17 protein-coding genes are annotated in these 22,229 nt (G+C 59.7%); 9 read left to right on the forward strand and 8 right to left on the reverse strand.

Annotation, left to right across the window (positions count from 1 at the left end):
* Positions 1–51 precede the first annotated feature (51 nt).
* The 6 genes from topA to rpmG all read left to right on the forward strand — a co-directional run bounded on the left by topA (position 52) and on the right by rpmG (position 7,705).
* Positions 52–2,736, forward strand: a complete 2,685-nt coding sequence (gene topA / locus PH605_RS08525; RefSeq protein ID WP_142844889.1) for a type I DNA topoisomerase — start codon at positions 52–54, stop codon at positions 2,734–2,736.
* On the forward strand, positions 2,733–5,087 hold the full coding sequence (rnr, locus tag PH605_RS08530; protein ID WP_078054007.1) for a ribonuclease R: 2,355 nt from the start codon (positions 2,733–2,735) through the stop codon (positions 5,085–5,087). The genes topA and rnr overlap by 4 nt, the downstream gene beginning before the upstream one ends.
* A 44-nt stretch (positions 5,088–5,131) precedes the next feature.
* Positions 5,132–5,575: a DUF983 domain-containing protein gene (locus tag PH605_RS08535; protein ID WP_020808926.1), complete on the forward strand. Its 444-nt coding sequence runs from the start codon at positions 5,132–5,134 to the stop codon at positions 5,573–5,575.
* A gap of 62 nt (positions 5,576–5,637) precedes the next feature.
* The gene (locus PH605_RS08540; protein WP_003521495.1) at positions 5,638–6,264 is read left to right on the forward strand and encodes an NUDIX hydrolase; all 627 of its coding nucleotides are present in this window, start codon (positions 5,638–5,640) and stop codon (positions 6,262–6,264) included.
* A gap of 17 nt (positions 6,265–6,281) precedes the next feature.
* The gene (locus PH605_RS08545) at positions 6,282–7,448 is read left to right on the forward strand and encodes an MFS transporter (protein ID WP_161987842.1); all 1,167 of its coding nucleotides are present in this window, start codon (positions 6,282–6,284) and stop codon (positions 7,446–7,448) included.
* A gap of 89 nt (positions 7,449–7,537) precedes the next feature.
* Positions 7,538–7,705, forward strand: a complete 168-nt coding sequence (gene rpmG / locus PH605_RS08550) for a 50S ribosomal protein L33 (RefSeq protein WP_003496403.1) — start codon at positions 7,538–7,540, stop codon at positions 7,703–7,705.
* An 889-nt stretch (positions 7,706–8,594) separates the two neighbouring features.
* On the opposite strand, the gene PH605_RS08555 is transcribed toward rpmG, so the two are convergent.
* Together PH605_RS08555 and PH605_RS08560 are read right to left on the reverse strand one after the other, a co-directional pair.
* Positions 8,595–9,965, reverse strand: coding sequence for a PleD family two-component system response regulator (locus PH605_RS08555; RefSeq protein WP_020810655.1), 1,371 nt, complete (start codon positions 9,963–9,965; stop codon positions 8,595–8,597).
* An 18-nt stretch (positions 9,966–9,983) separates the two neighbouring features.
* Positions 9,984–10,355 carry a response regulator gene (locus PH605_RS08560; RefSeq protein ID WP_003521498.1) on the reverse strand — a complete coding sequence of 124 codons (372 nt, stop codon included), beginning with the start codon at positions 10,353–10,355 and terminating at the stop codon, positions 9,984–9,986.
* A gap of 131 nt (positions 10,356–10,486) precedes the next feature.
* Here PH605_RS08560 and PH605_RS08565 point away from each other — a divergent pair, with 131 nt between their 5' ends.
* Entirely contained in the window at positions 10,487–10,795 is a 309-nt protein-coding gene (locus PH605_RS08565; RefSeq protein WP_078054010.1) for a DUF3572 domain-containing protein, read from the forward strand.
* 21 nt (positions 10,796–10,816) lie between these two features.
* Here the strand turns inward: PH605_RS08565 and PH605_RS08570 are convergent, their stop codons facing one another.
* Positions 10,817–11,077 carry a BrnA antitoxin family protein gene (locus tag PH605_RS08570; protein ID WP_003502419.1) on the reverse strand — a complete coding sequence of 87 codons (261 nt, stop codon included), beginning with the start codon at positions 11,075–11,077 and terminating at the stop codon, positions 10,817–10,819.
* Positions 11,043–11,330, reverse strand: coding sequence for a BrnT family toxin (locus PH605_RS08575; RefSeq protein ID WP_142844888.1), 288 nt, complete (start codon positions 11,328–11,330; stop codon positions 11,043–11,045). The genes PH605_RS08570 and PH605_RS08575 overlap by 35 nt, the downstream gene beginning before the upstream one ends.
* A gap of 178 nt (positions 11,331–11,508) precedes the next feature.
* Between PH605_RS08575 and PH605_RS08580 the strand changes: the two genes are divergently transcribed.
* Together PH605_RS08580 and PH605_RS08585 are read left to right on the forward strand one after the other, a co-directional pair.
* Complete coding sequence (locus PH605_RS08580; protein ID WP_142844887.1) at positions 11,509–12,792, forward strand: DNA polymerase IV; 1,284 nt, start codon at positions 11,509–11,511, stop codon at positions 12,790–12,792.
* A gap of 169 nt (positions 12,793–12,961) precedes the next feature.
* A complete protein-coding gene (locus tag PH605_RS08585; protein ID WP_142844886.1) occupies positions 12,962–14,200 on the forward strand; it encodes a L,D-transpeptidase family protein in 1,239 nt (412 codons plus the stop codon).
* A 22-nt stretch (positions 14,201–14,222) separates the two neighbouring features.
* Here PH605_RS08585 and dnaE read toward each other — a convergent pair whose 3' ends face one another.
* From dnaE to proS, 4 genes are all read right to left on the reverse strand, one after another.
* Positions 14,223–17,723: a DNA polymerase III subunit alpha gene (gene dnaE / locus PH605_RS08590; RefSeq protein WP_142844885.1), complete on the reverse strand. Its 3,501-nt coding sequence runs from the start codon at positions 17,721–17,723 to the stop codon at positions 14,223–14,225.
* A gap of 433 nt (positions 17,724–18,156) precedes the next feature.
* Complete coding sequence (locus tag PH605_RS08595) at positions 18,157–18,840, reverse strand: ABC transporter ATP-binding protein (RefSeq protein WP_142844884.1); 684 nt, start codon at positions 18,838–18,840, stop codon at positions 18,157–18,159.
* Positions 18,841–18,855: 15 nt separating this feature from the next.
* A complete protein-coding gene (locus PH605_RS08600) occupies positions 18,856–20,163 on the reverse strand; it encodes a lipoprotein-releasing ABC transporter permease subunit (RefSeq protein ID WP_003521507.1) in 1,308 nt (435 codons plus the stop codon).
* Between the two features lie 124 nt (positions 20,164–20,287).
* Positions 20,288–21,610: a proline--tRNA ligase gene (proS, locus tag PH605_RS08605; protein WP_142844883.1), complete on the reverse strand. Its 1,323-nt coding sequence runs from the start codon at positions 21,608–21,610 to the stop codon at positions 20,288–20,290.
* Positions 21,611–22,229: the final 619 nt, after the last annotated feature.

Raw genomic sequence — 22,229 nt, forward strand, 5'->3', positions numbered from 1 at the left:
ATTGCGCCGTGACCCGGCCACGTTAACGGACCAGTTCCAGAGAAAAACAATATGAATGTCGTCGTCGTAGAATCTCCTGCCAAAGCCAAGACGATCAACAAGTATCTTGGCTCGGGCTACAAGGTTCTTGCATCCTTTGGCCACGTCAGAGACCTTCCTGCCAAGGACGGATCGGTGCTGCCCGACCAGGATTTCGAAATGTCCTGGGAGGTCGACAGCGCATCCGCCAAGCGCATGAAGGATATTGCCGATGCGGTAAAATCCTCCGACGGCCTCATTCTCGCAACCGACCCGGATCGCGAAGGCGAGGCCATTTCCTGGCACGTTCTCGATCTCTTGAAGAAGAAGCGCGTCCTCGGCGACAAGCCGGTAAAACGCGTGGTCTTCAACGCCATCACCAAAAAGGCCGTGCTGGACGCCATGGCGAACCCGCGCGACATCGATGTGCCGCTGGTCGACGCCTATCTCGCCCGCCGCGCGCTGGATTATCTCGTCGGCTTCAACCTGTCGCCGGTGCTGTGGCGCAAGCTGCCCGGCGCGCGTTCCGCCGGCCGCGTTCAGTCGGTTGCGCTGCGTCTCGTCTGCGACCGCGAATCCGAGATCGAGCGTTTCGTCTCTGAGGAATACTGGAACATCAGCGCACTTCTGAAGACACCGCGCGGTGACGAGTTCGAAGCCAAGCTGGTTTCGGCCGATGGCAAGCGCCTGCAAAGCCGCTCGATCAAGACCGGAGACGACGCGAACCGGCTGAAGGCGCTGCTGGAAGGCGCGAGCTATGTCGTTGAAAGCGTCGAGGCGAAACCGGTCAAGCGCAATCCCGGCCCGCCCTTCACCACTTCGACGCTGCAGCAGGCGGCCTCCTCGCGCATGGGCTTTTCCGCCTCGCGCACCATGCAGGTGGCGCAGAAGCTTTACGAAGGCATCGATATCGGCGGCGAGACCGTCGGTCTGATCACCTACATGCGTACCGATGGCGTGCAGATGGCCCCGGAAGCGATCGATGCCGCCCGCCGCGCCATTGGCGAGCAGTTCGGTGGCCGTTACGTGCCGGAAAAGGCGCGTTTCTATTCCACCAAAGCCAAGAACGCCCAGGAAGCGCACGAAGCTATCCGCCCGACCGATTTCAACCGCACGCCGGATCAGGTGAAGCGTTACCTCGATCCCGATCAGCTGCGTCTCTATGACCTGATCTGGAAGCGCGGCATAGCGAGCCAGATGGCCTCGGCGGAAATCGAGCGGACGACGGTGGAAATCCTCGCCAGCAATGGCGGCGAAAAGGCAGGCCTGCGCGCCGTCGGCTCTGTCATCCGCTTCGACGGCTTCATCGCCGCTTATACCGACCAGAAGGAAGATGGCGAGCAGAGCGATGACGGTGACGACGAAGGCCGTCTGCCGCCGATCAACGAGCGCGAGAACCTCGCCAAGCAGAAGATCAATGCCAGCCAGCACTTCACCGAACCGCCGCCGCGTTATTCGGAAGCCTCGCTGATCAAGAAGATGGAAGAACTCGGCATCGGCCGTCCTTCCACCTATGCGGCGACGCTGAAGACGCTGAGCGACCGCGAATATATCGTCGTCGACAAGCGCAAGCTGGTGCCGCATTCGCGCGGCCGGCTGGTGACGGCTTTCCTCGAAAGCTTCTTTACCAAATACGTCGAATACGACTTCACCGCGGCCCTTGAAGAAAAGCTCGACCGGATTTCCGCCGGCGAACTGGACTGGAAGCAGGTGCTGCGCGATTTCTGGAAGGATTTCTTCGCACAGATCGAAGACACCAAGGAACTGCGTGTCACCAACGTTCTGGATGCGCTGAACGAGGTTCTGGCGCCGCTGGTCTTCCCCAAGCGCGAGGACGGTTCCGATCCGCGCATCTGTCAGGTTTGCGGCACCGGCAATCTTTCGCTGAAGCTCGGCAAATACGGCGCTTTCGTCGGTTGCTCCAATTATCCGGAATGCAACTACACCCGCCAGCTGACCTCGGACGGCTCGGAAGCGGAAGCTGCCGCATCGAACGAGCCGAAGGCGCTGGGTGCCGATCCTATGACCGGCGAGGAGCTGACGCTGCGCTCCGGCCGTTTCGGGCCCTATATCCAGCGCGGTGACGGCAAGGAGGCCAAGCGCTCCTCGCTGCCCAAGGGCTGGAAGCCTGAAGATATCGACCACGAAAAGGCCTTAGCGCTCATCAACCTGCCGCGCGATATCGGCAAGCATCCGGAAACCGGCAAGATGATTTCCGCCGGCCTCGGCCGCTACGGGCCGTTCCTGTTGCATGACGGTTCCTATGCGAACCTTGAAAGCATCGAGGACGTGTTCTCTATCGGCCTCAACCGCGCCGTGACCGTGATTGCCGAAAAGCTGAGCAAGGGACCGGGCCGCGGCCGCAGCGGCACGCCGGCGGCGCTGAAGGAGCTGGGCGATCACCCCGATGGCGGTGCCATCACCGTTCGCGACGGGCGTTATGGCGCTTACGTCAACTGGGGCAAGGTCAACGCCACCATTCCGAAGGGTCAGGACCCGGCTTCGGTGACGCTGGACGAGGCGCTGGTGCTGATCGCCGAGCGCATCGCCAAGACCGGCACCGGCGGCAAGCCTGCCAAGGGCAGGAAGACAACTGCCAAGAAGGCCGATGGTGACGCCGCAGCAAAGCCCAAGGCGACCAAGGCCAAGGCGGCAACGAAGAGCAAGACGGCCGCCAAGCCGAAGGCAGCGGCCAAACCCAAGAAGGCAGCAGAGTGAGCAAAGCGCCGCGTCAGAGACAGGGTTCCGCCAGCGACGGTTTCGGACGCACCGGGCGCGGCAAGCGGGTCAGTGAAGGTGAAGGCATCATCCATGGCGAGGTGCCGTCCCGCGAGGTGCTGCTGAAATTCATCGCCGACCATCCGCAACAGGCCTCCAAGCGGGAAATCGCCAAGGCTTTCGGGCTGAAAGGCGAGAACCGCGTCGTTCTCAAAGCGCTGCTGAAAGAGCTTGAAGCCGACGGCATGGTGCAGAAGAGCCGCAAGTCGCTGACGCGGCCGGGCGGCCTGCCGCCGGTCACGGTTCTCGATATCACCACCCGTGACAAGGACGGCGAATTGATCGGCCGGCCGGCGGAATGGCCCGAGGATCAGGGCGCGGCGCCGGCCGTGCTCATCCGCCAGTCATCGCAGGATCGCGGCAAGAAGGCCCCGGCGGCGGGTCTTGGCGACCGCATTCTGGCGAAAATCTTCCCCTCCAAGGAAAGCTCCGGCCCGGCCTATACGGCCCGCGTCGTAAAGCTGATCGACCGCCGGCAGAATGCTCTGCTCGGCGTGTTCAAGGAGACGGCCGGCGGCGGCGGACGGCTGATGCCGATCGACCGGCGCGGTGAGGAAATGGTCATCGACCCCGATGGCGTCGGCGATGCCAAGGACGGCGATCTGATCGAGGTGGAAACCTCGCGCAACAGCGGCCGTTACGGGCTGACGCGCGCCAAGGTGCTGTCGGTCATCGGCTCCGTTGCCTCGGAAAAGGCGATCTCGATGATCGCGATCCATTCCCACGGCATTCCGCATATCTTTCCCTCGAACGTTCTTGCCGAGGCGGATGCCGCCAAGGCGGCCAGCATGTCGCACCGCGAGGACTGGCGCGACCTGCCGCTCATCACCATCGATCCGGCCGACGCCAAGGACCATGACGATGCGGTCTATGCCGAGCCCGACACTTCGCCCGACAATCCTGACGGTGTCATCGTCACCGTCGCCATTGCCGATGTCTCCTGGTATGTGCGTTCCGGTTCGCCGCTGGACCGCGAAGCGCTGAAACGCGGCAACTCGGTCTATTTCCCCGACCGCGTCGTGCCGATGCTGCCGGAGCGCATTTCCAACGATCTCTGCTCGCTGAAGGAAGGCGTCGACCGCCCTGCCCTTGCGGTGCGGATGACCTTCTCTAAGGAAGGGCGCAAGGCCGGCCATACCTTCCATCGCATCATGATGAAGAGCGCTGCGAAGCTCTCCTACCAGCAGGCTCAGGCCGCCATTGACGGCAAGCCCGACGATAAGACCGGACCGCTGCTGGAGCCGATCCTCAAGCCCCTGTGGCACGCCTATGAGGTGATGAAGCGAGGCCGTGACCGGCGCCAGCCGTTGGAACTTGACATGCCCGAGCGCAAGATCAAGCTGCGCCCCGATGGTACCGTCGACGCGGTCGTAATTCCCGAACGGCTGGACGCCCACAAGCTGATCGAGGAAATGATGATCCAGGCGAATGTCGCCGCCGCCGAGACGCTGGAAAAGAAGAAGCAGCCGCTGGTCTATCGCGTCCACGATGCGCCCACGCTTTCCAAGCAGGAGGTGCTGCGCGAATTCCTCGGCACCATCGGCATTTCCATGGCCAAGGGTGCGGCCATGCGCGCCAATTCCTTCAACGGCATTCTGGCCCGCGCGCTCGATACACCGCACCAGATCATGGTCAACGAGATGGTGCTGCGCAGCCAGAGCCAGGCGATCTACAGCCCGGAGAATATCGGCCATTTCGGCCTCAACCTGATGAAATATGCGCATTTCACCTCGCCGATCCGCCGTTATGCCGACCTCATCGTGCATCGCGCGCTGGTCGGGTCGCTTGGCCTCGGCGAAGGCGGCATCACACCGCAGGAAGAGGCGACGCTGGATAACATCGCCGCTGAAATCTCGACCTTCGAGCGGCGCGCCATGGCAGCAGAGCGCGATACCGTCAACCGGCTGATCGCGCATCATCTTTCCGAACGGGTGGGTGAAGAATTCGAGGGCCGCGTCGGCGGTGTCACCAAGGCGGGACTTTTTGTCGCGCTTCCGCAATTTGGCGCGGACGGTTTTGTTCCTATATCTACACTCGGAACCGATTATTTCCTTTACGATGAGGCCCATCAGGCCCTGACAGGAGAGAAGACGGGCCTCGGATACCAGCTTGGCGATACGGTTCAGGTGCGGCTTGCGGAAGCGGTGCCTTTGGCAGGCGCGCTTCGTTTCGATATGCTGAGCCCGGGGCGCAAGATGCCGGTCGGCTCGCGGTCGTTCCACAAGGCAGGCCGGCGAACGTCGCGTTCTGCCGCAAAGCCCGGGACGCGGCCGCCCAGAAGGCGACGGTAACAAGACCGCTGCAGGCGGTTCAAAAACGGGAGAAGGACTTAAGGATGAGTGCACATCAGGGCTCGGAAACAGTCACCTTCGGAGACGATAGCGCGGAACGGCCGCTTGGCCGCTCGATCATGCGGGGAATGGCCAATCGCTGTCCTGCGTGCGGCAGCGGACGCCTGTTCCGGGCCTTTCTGAAGCCGGTGGATGCCTGTGCCGCCTGCGGCGAAGAAATGCACCACCACCGGTCCGATGACCTGCCGCCCTATATTTCCATCGTCATCATCGGCCATATCGCCGTCGGCGGTTTCATGATGACCGATATGGTGTTTTCCGTTCCCATGTGGGTGCATTTCGCCATCTGGGTGCCGATCACCGTTCTCGCCGCACTTTTGACGCTGCAACCCATCAAGGGCGGCGTCATCGGCCTGCAATGGGCGCTGAAGATGCACGGCTTCGACCGAAAACAGCAAAAAGCGCAGATCGACGGCTCGTCTCACTGACGGCGGGCGGGACCTTGCAGGTGACTCAGCTTCCCCGGCGTGCCGAAACGGCGAGCGCGCCCATGCGGCCGCGCGACGCCGCCTCCATCATTCTTTTCGACCGCTCCGGCTCGCAGCTCAGGGTACTGATGGGCCAGCGCAGCAGCGCTCATGTCTTCATGCCGGGCGCCTATGTGTTTCCCGGCGGCAAACGCGATCCGCGCGACCATGCGCTGCCCTTTTCGGGCGATCTGCATCCCGCCGTCCTCCACAGCCTCACCGCCTCCGCGGCGCGGCGGCTGAGCGCTGCTGGCGCGAGAGCTCTGGCGCTTGCCGCCGCGCGCGAACTTTTCGAGGAAACGGGTGTGGATCTCGGCTTGAGCACCAGGGGCCCCGATCTTTCCCGTTTCCGATATGTGGCCCGCGCTATCACCCCACCCGGCAATGTGCGGCGCTACGACACGCGATTCTTCTGCTGTTATGCCGACGAATTGCGGCTGGATACCCGGCTAACCCGTGATTCTGACGAGTTGCACAATGTGCAATGGCTTGACATGACAGACCTTTCCGGTCTGAACATGCCGAAAATCACGCGCACGGTTCTCGAAGATGTCACAAAACTCATGATAGGTGATCCCTCATTGCCCTTTGAAAGCCCCGCGCGGCTCTATGTCACGCGCCACGGCCGGTTCATTCGAGACTTTGTATAAAGGCCGTCATGTCACAAATGAAATGCGAAGAAGCGGACGCCATTCACTGGCCCTCACTGATCGCCGCCATTTCCGCCATCAGTGCGGTCGGTGTCGCCATCGGCCTTGGCCTTCCGCTCCTGTCGATCATCCTTGAGAAGCGCGGCATCTCTTCCACCATGATCGGGGTGAATTCGGCCATGGCCGGCGTCGCGGCGATGATGGCGGCCCCCGTGACCACCAAGATCGCCCATGATTTCGGCGTGGCGCGAACCATGCTGTTCGCAGTCGTCATTTCGGCGCTGAGCGCGCTCGGTTTTTATTTCGCCGAGGCCTTCTGGATGTGGTTTCCGCTGCGAATCGTTTTCCATGGCGCCACCACTACGCTTTTCATTCTCTCCGAATACTGGATCAACATGACCGCGCCGCCCAGAAAACGCGGCATGGTTCTCGGCATCTACGCCACCGGCCTTGCGGTCGGTTTCGCGGTCGGTCCGCTGCTGTTTTCCGTGGTCGGCAGCGAAGGCATATTGCCGTTTCTGGTCGGCGCGGCGATCATCCTGCTCGCCGCGATCCCGATCTTCATGGCGCGCGGCGAAAGCCCGGAGCTGGACGAAGGACCGAACCACCATTTCGTCCGTTATGTTTGGCTGGTGCCCATGGCGTCCGCGGCGGCCTTCGTCTTTGGCTCGGTGCAGGCCGGCGGCCTTTCGCTGTTTCCGATCTATGCGACGCGGGAGGGCTTCAACGAATCGCAGGCAGCGCTTCTCCTCACCGTGATGGGCATCGGCAATATGGTCTTCCAGATACCGATCGGCCTGCTTTCGGACCGGATGAAGGACCGGCGGACGATGCTGGGGCTGATGGCCTTTGCCGGCGTCTGCGGCACGCTGGCGCTGCCTTTCCTGGTGGAAAGCTGGCTTCTGGTGGCGGCCCTGCTGCTGTTCTGGGGCGGGCTGGTCTCCGGCATGTATACTGTAGGCCTCACCCATCTCGGATCGCGCCTGAAAGGCGCCGATCTGGTCGCCGCCAATGCCGCCTTCATCTTCTGTTACGCCGTCGGCACGATTGCGGGGCCGCAGGCCGTGGGCATTTCCATGGACCTTGCCGGAACCGACGGCTTTGCCTGGTCGCTGGCGGTATTTTTCGGGCTTTACGTGGTGCTTTATATCGTCCGTTTTGTTTTCCGGGCAAAACAGGCTTGACTTTTCAGGCGCGATACGTAGTTTCGCGCCAGATTTAGCCGAGGTGAGAAGCGCCTGCGGCTTCTCTTTTGTTTAAAGGCAGGACGACCATGGCGAAAGCTACAACAATCAAGATCAAGCTGCTGTCGACAGCCGACACCGGTACCTTCTACGTCACCACCAAGAACAGCCGTACGTTCACGGACAAGATGACGAAGACGAAGTACGACCCGGTTGTACGCAAGCACGTTGAATTCAAGGAAACCAAGATCAAGTAATTTCTTGATCGGTCTCCGACAAAAGCGCGCCCAACGGGCGCGTTTTTTGTTTGTGCCGAAGGAAGAGGCTGCCATCAGCCTTGTCGCGCCCAGAGGCGTTCCAGACGGCCAATAAGGCCCGCCTCCCCGCTCCCCGGAAATTGCCGCCGTCACTGGCAAAGCGCGCGAGCAGCCATGGGTAAGTCCGACCATATGGCCTGACGCCCCACCCGCCGCCGCAATCATTCAGATGCTCGGAAGAAGTATCCCAAGGGCTACACATCCGCCCCTGCCCCGTATCACGACCTCGCACATGACGTGAACGGAGACGACCGTATAAGCCGCTAAGCTGCGACACGCGCATCACGAACAGGCAGTTCCGGAAGAAGGCGGTCGGCCAACGATGCGATTACGGCACGAGGAACCGATTCGGACATCGTCAGCCGACCGACCCCACGATTCAGGAGATGCGGCGGACCTGAGCATCATGGGGCATTCAAACTACGCAATACCAGCCCCTGACGAGCGAAATCGCGACGGCTAAAGCCGCTATCATTCATCATCACAAGACGGATAAACCGCCGGAAGAACTGTTACTCTCAATAGGAGTGTGCGCAGAAGTAAAATAAAAATCAACAAATTCTTAAGCCAGAGATACATCACCTGGGAAACATGGTTAAGTATACAAAGCTGGCACACTATAGTTGCCGGAGAGATTGAATTCAACGTATTTTTCAACTTGAACTCTATTTATATCGCCAATTTGCATCTTTTCATTGCAAAGTGATAAAATACGTCCAAGGTCAATGGCTTGCAGTCTTGCGACGGCCGCCCCGTATTCCCGAACAACTATTTCGCCGGGATATGACGGAGAGATTGCGCAATATTTTATGCAATCCGCCGCTAACGCTCAGGCAGCGGCAGCAACGACGCGGTTGCGGCCGGCGTGTTTCGCCTCGTAGAGCGCCTTGTCCGCCTGCTTCAGGATTTCGTCCGGCGCACCGAAGGCGCCGCTGCTGGTGGCGATGCCGAGGGAGGCGGTAATGCTCAATTCCCGGTCGATGGAACGAACATAAAAAGGCTTGTCCTCGACTATCGCCCGCAGGCGCTCGGCGACGCTTGCCGCAAGCTCCATCGGCGTATCGGGCATGACGACGACGAATTCCTCCCCGCCATAACGGCAGGCGAGATCCGCGCCGCGCACCGTGCTGCGGATGCGTGCTGCAAATTCCCGCAGCACCTCATCGCCGACATCGTGGCCATAGGTATCGTTAACCAGCTTGAAGCGGTCTATATCCGTCATGCAGATTGAGATCGGACGGCCGCGAACGGCAGCTCGGTCGAAGAGTATCTTGAGGTGGTTGTCGAGATAACGGCGATTGTTGAGGCCGGTCAGCCCGTCGACAATGGCAAGTTCCATCGTATGCTGGAGATTGAGTCGCAGATGTTCGTTGTAGCGCTTGCGCCTGATCTGCGTCAGCGAGCGCGCGACGAGTTCGTTCGGATCGATCGGGCGGAGAATGTAATCATTCACGCCGAGATCGAGCGCCCGCGCCACCATATCGTCCGCCCCCTGCTCCGCCACCAGAAGCAGCGGCAGGAAACGGGTGCGTTCCAGCGAGCGAAGCTGTGAGCACAGCCGCAGCGGATCGTAATTCTCGAAATTGGAATTGACGATGACGAGCTCGAACGGATTGCCCGCAGCCTTGAGCAAGGCCGCCTGCGGCTCGGTGACGGCATCGACCTCGGCAACCGGCTTCAGCGCCCGCACGATACGTTCCTGCGAGCTGGCGCGGCCATCCGCAACCAGCACGCGGCCCGGCGTCTGCATCAGGCCATCGCTGCGCAGCATTTCTTCGATGCCAATCTGGCGTGCGGTTTCGGCACGCAGCCGCAATTCGTCGCTGACGGCCTTGAGGCGCACCAGGCTTTTGACACGGGCGATGAGCTGAAGGTCATTGACCGGCTTGGTGAGAAAATCGTCGGCGCCGGCCTTGAGGCCGCGCACGCGGTCCGAAGGCTGATCGAGTGCCGTGACCATCACCACCGGAATATGTGCGGTATTCGGATTGGCCTTCAGCCTTTCGCAGACCTCGAAACCATCCATGCCCGGCATCATGATATCGAGCAGGATGATATCGACCTGCTCTTCGTCGCAGATCGCCAGCGCCTTGAAACCATCCTCGGCGGTGACGACATCGAAATATTCCGCCAGAAGACGGGCTTCGAGAAGCTTCACATTGGCCGGAATATCGTCAACAACCAGAACTCTCGCCGTCATAACCGTTCCCCAGTCGCCTCACGCATCGCCCAGATAAGTCTTGATAACTTCGATGAACTTCGGAACGGAAATCGGCTTCGACACATAGGCCTCGCATCCGCCCTGGCGAATCCGTTCCTCGTCGCCCTTCATGGCGAAAGCCGTGACCGCGATGACCGGAATGACATGCAGCTCGTCATCTTCCTTCAGCCACTTCGTCACCTCCAGCCCCGAGACTTCCGGAAGCTGGATATCCATGAGGATGAGGTCCGGGCGGTGCTTGCGGGCGAGATCGAGCGCTTCCATGCCGTTGCGCGTCTGGATGGTCGTGTAACCGGACGCCTCGATCAGGTCGCGAAAGAGCTTCATGTTCAGCTCGTTGTCTTCGACTATCATGACCTGCTTGGGCATGGTGAGCAGTCCCCGTTTCGCTTTGAAACCTTCATCCAGACATATAAGTTGCCAGAGAACCGATTCCATCGTCCATTTGTTGCGCAAGGCTAGAGGGATTTGGTTTCAAAATAGGTAACTTCGGGGAAGAAATGCTGCGCGATACGAAAAACAAAGGCAATGCCGGCCAGGATCCGCAAGAAACGGCAGCCGCCATACTTGGCTGGCTGGCAAACGAGCCGGAAATGCTGGCGCGTTTTCTGGCGCTGAGCGGGTTGCAGGCCAATATGCTGCGCCAGGCCGTCAACGATCACGGCTTTCTTGCCGGCCTCACCGATTTTCTGATGAGCCATGAACCGGACCTGATGGCGTTTTGCGCCGCGACCGATACTTCCCCCGAAACAGTGGCGGCCGCCTGGCATCACTTTTCCGGGCCGGGGCTGGATTCAGGCGTGTATTGACGGGTCGCCAGCCGGAGGCGGTCAGCGTTTCAACAATGTGCGGGCATAGGATTCCAGCACAGCATTCATGCGCGTCTGGTATCCCTTGCCGGTGGATTTATAAGCCTCGACGACGGACTTCTTGACCCTCAGCGTGATCTGCTGCGTTCCTTCCGGCTCCACGAGTTTTGCGTTCGCCCAGAAGCGCTCATCCAGTTCGGGAATATCGCTGTAGTCAATCTTCTCGTCGGGCAAGGCTGCCAGCTCTTCAAGACTCAGTTCTTTTTCGTATTTCTTCGTCATAACGTTTCCTTTCGCGGCGGTTTGCCGGCCGGGCGGAGATGATGCGGGTTTTACCGGCACGATCGGTATGGATGACCGCCAGAAATACTATCCCTTCGATCTGCCCTATGCTGTGATAGCGCGTCTCTCCATAGGCGGCACGCTCATCGACCCATGAAAGAACCGCACCCTCGAAGATTCGAATCGCAGTCTGAAATCCGACGCCATGCTTTCGGATGTTGGACCTGTTTTTCTCTTCATCCCATTCGAACATGCGTAAAAAATCATCTACAATTGTAACTACAAATATGGGTGAAGATCAAACATTTCTCCACGATATGCAAGTTTTCCATGTGCCGGGGTTTTCAAATCCAGGCTTTGTCGCGAACGCCCCTTGAGCCGTTGTCACGGCCGGAGTATGGTCGGCAACGTTCTGGTTTTGTTTTCGCCCCATGTCCACGTCGCAACCCTATGATCCCGGTTTTTGCCGCGACTGTCTGGCCGGCCAGCCAGAGGGGCTGAGGCGTTGCCGCGCCTGTGGCAGCCCGCGGCTTGTTTATCATGCCGAACTCTACGATCTGAGCATTGCCCATATCGACTGCGACGCCTTTTATGCCTCCGTTGAAAAACGGGACAACCCGGAACTGGCCGACAAGCCTGTGATCGTTGGCGGCGGCAAGCGTGGGGTGGTTTCCACCGCCTGTTATATCGCCCGCATTCACGGCGTTCGCTCCGCCATGCCCATGTTCAAGGCGCTGGAAGCCTGTCCTGACGCCATCGTCATCAAGCCGGATATGGAAAAATACAGCCGTGTCGGACGCGAAATCCGGGCGATGATGCAGGAATTGACGCCGCTCGTTCAGCCGCTTTCCATAGACGAGGCGTTTCTCGATCTTTCCGGCACCGAGAAGCTGCATCACGATCCACCGGCCCGTGTGCTGGCGAAATTCGCTAGGCGCGTGGAAAAGGAAGTGGGCGTGACCGTTTCAGCCGGGCTTTCCTACTGCAAATTTCTGGCCAAGGTCGCGTCCGACCTGCAAAAGCCGCGCGGCTTTTCGGTGATCGGCGAAACGGAGGCGCTGTCCTTTCTGGCGGCACGGCCGGTCACCACCATCTGGGGCGTGGGCAAGGCCTTTGCCGCGACGCTGGAGGCGGACGGTATCCGCATGATCGCGCAGCTGCAGGAGATGGAGGAAAGCGAGCTGATGCGCCGCTATGGCGTGATGGGGCAACGCCTCTTCCGGCTTTCACGCGGCATTGACGAGCGGCACGTGCACAATAACGACCCCGTCAAAAGCGTCTCTTCCGAAACCACCTTCTTCAACGATATTTCCCGCCATGAGGATCTGGTGCCGATCCTGCGCTCGCTTTCCGAAAAGATTGCCTGGCGGCTAAAGAAGAGCGGCATTGCCGGCCAGACGGTGGTGCTGAAGATGAAGACGGCAGACTTCAAGCTGCGCACCCGCAACCGCAAGCTGGACGACCCCACGCAGCTTGCCGACCGGATTTTCCGCACCGGCCTTTCGCTGCTGGAAAAGGAAACGGACGGCACCAGGTTCCGCCTCATCGGGATCGGCGTCAGCGATCTGCGCGACGCGGGCCTCGCCGATCCGCCCGATCTGGTCGACAAACAGGCGGGGCGCCGGGCTGCGGCGGAAGCGGCGATGGACAAGCTGCGCGACAAGTTCGGCAAGGGCAGCGTCGAGACCGGCTATACGTTCGGAACGCGCAAATAACAGTTGCGGGATTGTGTGACAGGTCGCGCAATCGTGCGCTCGCCGCCTCGCGCCGGATATATTTTAGATTTTACACAAATTAGTGATGTTGCTAATGAGCGGTCCTTAAACTTCATTAAACTTCGCATGATTGAGTGAGGCAAGTTTTGTACATGTGGTGTATTGCGTCATGTCCCTCCGCCTCCGTCTTATGGCTGGCATGCTGTCGGCCAGCATTCTTGCCTTTCCGGCGCTTGCCGCTGACAGCAGGTCCCTGCAGATACTGGTATCTAAAAGCGACCAGTCGCTTTCGCTTTATGAGAACGGCGAAATCGTCGCCACCTCGAAAGTCTCCACCGGCAAGGCCGGACATGAGACGCCGAGCGGCATCTTCTCGATTCTGGAAAAGCGCAAATACCACGAGTCGAATATCTACTCGGCCGCGCCCATGCCCTTCATGCAGCGGCTGACATGGTCCGGCATCGCGCTGCACGAAGGCAAGGTGCCGAACTATCCGGCCTCGCACGGCTGCGTGCGCCTGCCGTCCAAATTCGCGAAGTCTCTCTTCGGAGACACCAAGACCGGCGTGCATGTCATCATCACCGACCGGCCGGTCTCGCTGCGCTTTGTGCAGCATCCGGCGCTGTTTCAGCCGCGCGACGATGCCGATGACGGCAAGCTGCTTCTGTCGGATGTGGAATTGCGCCCGGCGACTTTCGATGCGGCCTTGGGGACGGTGGAGGTTGCCGTCAATGAAAAGACCCAGGCTCTCAAGCCGGCGGCAAAGACCAGGGAGCCCTCGCCCCTGCGCATTCTCATCACCCGGCGCGGCGAGCGGGAAAAGGTGATGGATATTCAGACCGTTTTGACCCGCCTCGGCTTCGATGCCGGTTCAGCCGATGGTTATGCCGGGGAAATGACGATCAGCGCCATCAATGGTTTCAAGCGCTGGAAGGGGCTGAAAACCACCGGCCCGCTCCTGACCGACGCCTTCGTGACGGCGCTTTATGCCTCCGCCGGTGAGGACCACCCACCGACCGGCCAGATCATGGTGCGGCAGGATTTCAAGCCGCTGTTCGAGGCAGCCATCGACATCAAGGACCCGGAAGTCGCGCTCGGAACCCATTTCTTCGAAGCCGTGTCCGTGGATCGCGCCGCCGGAACTGCCGAATGGAACGGCGTGACGCTGGAAAACCATCTGCCGGCGGCGGCCCGCAAGCGGCTCGGCATCTCCGTTACAGAAGCCCCGGGCGGTTTCGATCAATTGAGCGCCGTGCTCGGCCGCCTCGAAATTCCCACGGAAATACGCAGCCGGATCGAGCAGGAGCTTTCAAGCGGCAGCTCGATCACCGTTTCCGATATCAGTCACCAGCTGGAGACAGGCACTGGAACGGACTTCATTACCGTGACCAAAGAAGGGCCGGTATGAGCGACGTGTGAGGCCTCATGCCTCACACCAGTTCCACATCGACGACACCGGGCGCGGACCGCAGCGCAGCGGCGATTTCCGGCGAGATGCGGTATTTCTCTGTCAGCTCCACCTCGATCTCGCGGCTGCCCTCATCCTTGATGACGATGAAATAGACTGAGCCATCGCCTTTCGTATTGAGGTGGCGGGCCACCGTTTTCAGCGGGCCGGAATCGCGCACATAAACACGCAACGCCTTCTGCATCTGCACGGATTTCTCTTCCAGTGACTGCGCCGTCTGGATACGCAGGCCGATACCTTCCGGGCGCTCTTCCGCCTGCACGGTGATGACCAGCGATTTACCGACCTCGAGCAGATCGCGGAACTGGCCGAGCCCTTCAGAAAACAGCACCGCCTCATATTGGCCCGATGCGTCCGAGAAGGTGACGATGCCCATCTTGTTGCCGGTGCGGGTCTTGCGCTCCTGCTTGCCTGTCACCGTGCCGGCCAGACGCCCGGCAGTTGCGCCCTGTTTCACCGCGGCGGAAAAATCGGCGAAATTCTGCACCCGCAGCTTCTCCAGCACGGGGCGATAGGTATCGAGCGGATGGGCGGTGAGGTAAAAACCAAGCACCTGATATTCACGCAGCAGCTTTTCGGAGGCAAGCCACGGCTGGAAGGCAGGAAGGACCAGCTTTTCCGGACCGCTTCCGCTACCGGAACCAAACATGTCCGATTGTCCAACTGCACGATCATTCTGAGCCATCTGCGCATAACCGATGATGCGGTCCAGCCCGCCGATCAGCTCGGCGCGGTCGCGGCCGAAACAATCGAAAGCGCCGGCATTGATCAGGCTTTCCAGCACACGCCGGTTGATCTGCTTGGGATCGATGCGCAGGCAGAAATCCTCAAGGCTCGTGAACGGCTTGCCGTCGCGTACCTGGACGATGTGTTCCACCGCCCCCTCGCCCACGCCCTTGATGGCGGCGAGCGAATAATAGATGCGGTTCTCGCCCGTCTCGAATTGCCGGAATGACGTCTGTACCGAAGGTGCGACGACCTCGATGCCAAGGCGACCGGCATCCTGGCGGAAATCGTTGAGCTTTTCCGTGTTCGCCATATCGAGCGTCATGGAGGCCGCCAGGAACTCCACCGGATAATGCGCCTTCATATAGGCGGTCTGGTAGGACACGATGGCGTAGGCCGCAGCGTGGCTCTTGTTGAAGCCGTAATTGGCGAATTTCGCGAGAAGGTCGAAGATGGTGTTGGCCTGCGGCTTCGAGACGCCGTTCTTGATGGCGCCATCCACGAAACGTTCGCGCTGCTTGTCCATCTCCTCCTTGATCTTCTTGCCCATGGCGCGGCGCAGAAGATCGGCTTCGCCGAGCGAATAACCGGAGAGAACCTGGGCGATCTGCATCACCTGTTCCTGATAGACGATAACGCCCTGCGTTTCCTTGAGCAGATGGTCGATGGTCGGATGGATCGATTCCAGCTCCTCCTCGCCATGTTTGCGGGCATTATAGACCGGGATGTTTTCCATCGGTCCCGGACGATAAAGCGCCACCAGCGCGATGATGTCCTCGATGCAGTCCGGCCGCATGCCGATCAGCGCCTTGCGCATGCCGGCACTTTCCACCTGAAACACGCCGATGGTTTCGCCACGCGAGAGCATCTCGTAGGTTTTGGCGTCATCCAGCGGGATCGCCGCGAGATCGACCTTGATGCCGCGCTTGGCAACAAAATCGACGGCCACCTTCAGCACCGTCAGCGTCTTCAGGCCGAGGAAGTCGAATTTGACGAGACCGGCGCTTTCCACCCATTTCATGTTGAACTGGGTGACCGGCATATCCGAGCGCGGATCGCGATACATCGGCACCAGCTTCGACAGCGGGCGGTCACCGATGACGATACCGGCTGCGTGGGTGGAGGCGTGGCGGTAAAGTCCCTCGATCTTCTGGGCGATATCCAGAAGGCGGGCGACGACCGGCTCCTTGTCCGCCTCTTCCTGCAGGCGCGGCTCTTCCTCGATCGCTTTCGACAGGGGTGTCGGGTTGGCCGGATTGTTGGGCACCAGCTTGCAGATCTTGTCCACCTGCCCATAGGGCATTTCCAGCACGCGGCCGACGTCGCGCAAGGCCGCGCGCGCCTGCAGCGAACCGAAGGTGATGATCTGCGCCACCTGCTCGCGGCCATATTTGGCCTGCACGTAACGGATCACCTCTTCGCGACGGTCCTGGCAGAAGTCGATATCGAAGTCGGGCATCGAAACGCGTTCAGGATTGAGGAAGCGTTCGAACAGCAGCGAGAAGCGCAGAGGATCGACATCGGTAATCGTGAGCGCATAAGCGACAAGCGAGCCCGCACCCGAACCGCGGCCCGGCCCGACCGGAATATCGTGCTGCTTGGCCCATTTGATGAAGTCGGCAACGATCAGGAAGTAACCGGGGAACTTCATGCGCGAGATGACGCCGAGTTCGAAATCCAGCCTGTCGCGATAGTCCTGCTCCGTATAGCCGGCCGCCATGCCGAGCGCCGCCAGGCGCTGATCCAGCCCCTCCACCGCCTGACGGCGAAGCTCTTCGGCTTCGGCATGTTCCGCCGCCTCCGGGTCGTCGCTGGCGCCGGTGAAACGCGGCAGGATCGGCCCGCGCTTCTTCAGCACATAGGAGCAGCGCAGCGCGATCTCGACGGTGTTTTCCAGCGCCTCGGGAAGATCGGCAAACAGCGCCGCCATTTCCTGTCGACTTTTGAGGTAATGGTCGGGCGTGAGCCGGAACCGGCTGTCATCGGAGACAATAGCGTTATGCGCCACCGCCATCAGCGCATCATGCGCCTCGTAATCGGCTTTGGAAGGGAAAAACGCCTCGTTGGTGGCGACCAGCGGAATATCATGGTCATAAGCAAGGCCGATCATGCGCCGCTCATGGGAACGGTCATAACCGGACTGGCGCTGTAATTCGATATAAAGCCGGTCACCGAAGAGTGACTTCAGCGTCAGCAGCCGTTCTTTCGCCTGGGCAGCGTGACCTTCCTTCAAGGCCATATCCACCGGACCGCCGGAGGCGCCCGTCAGCGCGATCAGGCCGGCATTGGAGGCTTCCTCCAGCCATGCACGGGTGATATGCACCGAATGGCCGCTGCCCTCACCTTCCAGATAGGCGCGGCTGACGATATCCACCAGCCGCTCGTAACCTTCGGCATTGGCGGCAAGGAGCACTATGGCGGGAAGTTTCTGAAGGTGGCTGTTATGGTTGCGGCGGTCCTCCGCCGCATCCTGCATGTCGATCGACAGCTGGCAGCCGATGATGGGCTGCAAACCTTCATCGCGCGCCTTTTCGGAAAATTCCAGCGCGACAAAGAGGTTGTTGGTATCGGTGATGGCAATGGCCGGCTGGCCGTCGGCGACGGCCTTCGACATGATTTTCTTGAGGGGTAAGGCCCCCTCAAGCAGGGAATAGGCGGAATGAACCCGCAAATGGACGAAACCGGGATTTTTTAGCGTCTCGCCAGAGGTCTCTCCACGCACAACCGCATCGCCCATATCATCATCCTGTCATTCTGAATCGAGGGGGCGATTTTCCGATTTCCGGCGCTCAAAGTCCACCGCTTTGCGGCGTCCATACAGGTTTCTGCGCCGGCGTGCCCTTCACAGGGCGGTGAGGATCACCGAAAAGCTGGCTACGAAGACAGCGATGGAGGCGAAAGCGGCAACGTCACGGATGAAATCAGTCATTGGTCTCTCCTTACTCGTTATGTTCCAACTTTGTTCTCATTTTGTTCGATTGTCAACAGGGTTTTGCTGATATTCCCCTTGCTAATGCCGCAGAATCGCCTTCGGTTCCCGCATGGGAACAGCAAGCCACTGACTCCAAAACGAAAAAACCCGGAGGTAAAAACACCGCCGGGCTCAGAAAAAATTCAAATGAGAAGAACCGGCGTTCTCTGGAGAGCACCGGACGGATCGACTTACCAGCTCAGAAATCGACGATCTTGCCGTCGGCCAGCGTCACGCGCCGGTCCATGCGGGCGGCGAGTTCATGATTGTGGGTGGCGATCAGCGCCGCAAGGCCGGATTGGCGTACCAGCGCCTCCAGCGCGTCGAATACATAATGCGCTGTTTCCGGATCGAGATTACCGGTCGGCTCATCGGCGAGCAGCAAAAGCGGTGCGTTGGCGACGGCGCGGGCGATGGCGACACGCTGCTGTTCACCGCCGGAGAGTTCCGCCGGGCGGTGCTCACCGCGATGCCCCACCCGCATATAGTCGAGCAGCGCACTGGCGCGCTTGTGGGCTTCGGCCTGTGTCAGACCGGCGATGAGCTGCGGCATCATCACATTTTCCACCGCCGAGAATTCCGGCAGGAGGTGATGGAACTGGTAGACAAAGCCGATATCGCTGCGGCGGATCGCGGTTCGCGTTTCATCCGGCAGGTCATTGCAGGGTGCGCCGTTGATATAGACCTCGCCGGCATCTGGATGTTCGAGAAGTCCCGCCAGATGCAGCAGCGTGGATTTACCGGTTCCCGAAGGGGCGACCAGCGCCACCATCTCGCCGCTCTTCAATTGGAAATCAGCCTTGCGCAGAATGGAAAGCGACGTCTCGCCCTGACCATAGGTTCTCTCGACGCCAGTAAGCCGCAGCACTGTTTTTTTTGCCATATTGCGAAGCGGTCCTTATTCGTAACGCAGGGCCTGCACCGGATCGAGCTTGGAAGCCCGCCATGCTGGAAAGATCGTTGCCAGGAAAGAGAGCGTCAGCGCCATGATGACAACGGAAATGGTCTCGCTGATATCCATTTCGGCCGGAAGCTGGCTCAGGAAATAAAGCTGCGGGTCAAACAGCACCGTGCCGGATATCCACGAGAAGAACTGCCTGATGGATTCCACATTGAGGCAGACGATGACGCCGAGCGCCACGCCCGCAAAGGTGCCGACCATGCCAATGGCCGCCCCGGTCATGAAGAAGATGCGCATCACGGAGCCGGAGCTTGCGCCCATGGTGCGCAGAATGGCGATGTCGCTGCCCTTGTCCTTCACCAGCATGATGAGGCCGGAAATGATGTTCAGCGCCGCCACCAGAACGATGAGAGTGAGGATCATGAACATTACATTTCTTTCCACCTGCAGGGCGGAGAAGAAGGTCTGGTTCCGCTGTCTCCAGTCGGTGATATAAATCTGGCGTTCGGCGGCCTGTTCCACCAGCGGGCGGATTCCGTCGACATCGTCGGGGCGGCTGACATAAAGTTCGATGGATTGCACGAGGCCTTCGGCATTGAAATAAAGCTGGGCTTCGGACAGGGGCATATAGATCATCGAGGCGTCATATTCCGACATGCCGATCTCGAAGACGCCGGATATCTTGTAGGATTTGACGCGCGGATTGACGCCCATCGGCGTCACGTCGCCTTCCGGGGAAATGAGGGTAATATCGTCGCCGGCCGTTACGCCCAGCTGGGCGGCAAGCCTTGAGCCGACGAGAACACCATCTCCGGCCATGAAGCCGACCAGATCGCCGGTCTTGATGTTGGTGGCGACTTCCTTGACCTTGTCGATATCTTCCTGGCGAACGCCGCGCACCAGAGCGCCGGAGCCCGCGCCGCCGCGGCCGGAGGCGAGCGTCTGGCCCTCCACCAGCGGCAGGGCCATGGTGACGCCGGGAACGGCGGCAAACTTCTTCGCCAGCTCATCATAATTATTGAATGGCTGGTCGATAGGCTGCACGATCATATGGCCGTTGATGCCGAGAATGCGCGAAATGAGCTCGGTGCGGAACCCGTTCATCACCGCCATGACGATGATGAGCGTCGCCACGCCCAGCATGATGCCGACAAAGGAAAACCCGGCAATGACGGAAATGAACGCTTCCTTGCGCCGCGACCGCAGATAACGCCAGGCCACCATACGTTCAAAAGCGGAAAACGGCCGGGCGGTTTTTGCCCCGGCGGAAACAGCCGCACCCTTGTCAGCCTCGGCTTGTGCCATGTCGTCTCCCTGATCTCAAACTACAAGGCCGGTCTTTTCCGAAAACCGGCCCATATTTCTGCGGCATCTGCGTTACGAAACCGGAGCGGACTTCGGGTGAAGCCGCTCCGTCTTCAGCTCGCGCTCAGCCGAGTACTCTGTTCATCGCCGCCTCGATCGTCGCGGTCTCCCGCTCACCGGTCTTGCGATCCTTCACTTCGACTTCGCCATTCGCGACCGAACGCGGGCCGACAATGATCTGCAGCGGCACGCCAATCAGATCGGCCGTGGCGAATTTCTGGCCTGCACGGTCGTCCGTGTCGTCGTAAAGAACATCCTTGCCGGCGTTGGAGAGCGAGTAATACAGCTTTTCGCAAGCCGCATCACAGGCAGCATCGCCAGCCTTCATGTTGATGATCACGACATCGAAGGGAGCGACCGAGGCCGGCCAGATGATTCCGTTCTCGTCATGCGATGCTTCAATGATGGCGGGAACAAGGCGTGTCGGCCCGATACCATAGGAACCCATGTGGACAGGGTGTTCCTTGCCATCCTTACCCTGCACTTTCGCACCCATCGGCTCGGAATATTTGGTGCCGAAATAGAAGATGTGGCCGACTTCAATGCCGCGCGCGGAAAGGCGCTCGCCATCGGGAATGGCATTGTAAGCGGCTTCGTCATGCATTTCGGACGTGGCGGCATAATCGGCCGTCCACTCATCGAATACGCCTTGCAACGCCGCGACATCGTCGAAGTCGGTGTTTTCGGCGGGAATGGCGCGGTCGAGGAAGCTCTTGTGGCAGAAGACTTCGGATTCGCCGGTATCGGCCAGAATGATGAATTCATGGCTGTGATTGCCACCAATCGGGCCGGTATCGGCACGCATCGGAATGGCGCGCAGGCCAAGGCGCTCGAAGGTGCGCAGGTAAGCCACGAACATCTTGTTATAGGAATGGATCGCGTCTTCCTTGGTCAGATCGAAGGAATAGGCGTCCTTCATCAGGAACTCACGCGAACGCATGGTGCCGAAACGCGGACGCACCTCGTCGCGGAACTTAAGCTGTATATGGTAGAGGTTCAGCGGCAGGTTCTTGTAGGACTTCACATAAGAACGGAAGATGTCAGTGATCATCTCCTCATTGGTGGGGCCGTAGAGCATCTGGCGGTCCTGACGGTCCTTGATGCGCAGCATTTCCTTGCCGTAGTCATCGTAACGGCCGCTTTCCTGCCAGAGCTCGGCCGATTGCAGCGTCGGCATCAGAAGCTCGATGGCGCCGGAGCGGTCCTGCTCCTGGCGGATGATCCTGTTGACCTTGTCCAACACGCGCTTGCCGAGCGGCAGCCAAGAATAGATGCCAGCCGATTGCTGCCGGATCATGCCGGCGCGCAGCATGAGGCGGTGGGAGACGATCTCCGCTTCCTTGGGGTTTTCCTTCAGGATGGGCATGAAATAACGGCTGAGACGCATGACGGCTTCCATTGATGCGGACGACAGCGCGCAAAGGCGCGGGAATCGCCCCGAATAGAGGGATATTGGCGCCGGATATAGCCGTTTCCGGCCGAGATGAAAACCCGCCATGAAAAGAGCGTTAAAGGCGATTTTGGGGTATTTTCGCGATAGCTAATTCGCGTCAAAACGCTTTGGTCGGAATATTATTCTTGATCCGGTGCGACAAATTGCACCACGGAGAATTTTTTGCCGACTGTAACAAATATGCAAAAAATGAGATGACAAGCATGGGGGTTTGAGCTAGCTTTAGCTTACAAAAGAGGCAGGAAGTTTAAATTCTTGTCATTTTCGCGGTCAGTCTTGGGAGGATCAGATCTTAGGCGCGCTCGTTCGCAGCCCCGGCAACGGTTACAGATCACGCGAAACCTGGAAAACAAGGCTGAAAGGCCTTGTTTTTTTTTTGCTTCTACACAAATAACCCCGCCCCGCCGCTATATTCCGGTAAAATTATGGCGGTGAATCAGGCACTGAGCACGTTCCTGCTGTTTGCACGAGAGATATGACATCCATATGACAGAATCCCGGTCATATCCGTCGGAAACTGCCGCGACCATGGGCTCACCGCCAATCTGAGTGC

Source organism: Agrobacterium sp. CFBP 3001 (genome assembly GCF_027871605.1).
GTDB classification, from domain to species: domain Bacteria; phylum Pseudomonadota; class Alphaproteobacteria; order Rhizobiales; family Rhizobiaceae; genus Agrobacterium; species Agrobacterium leguminum.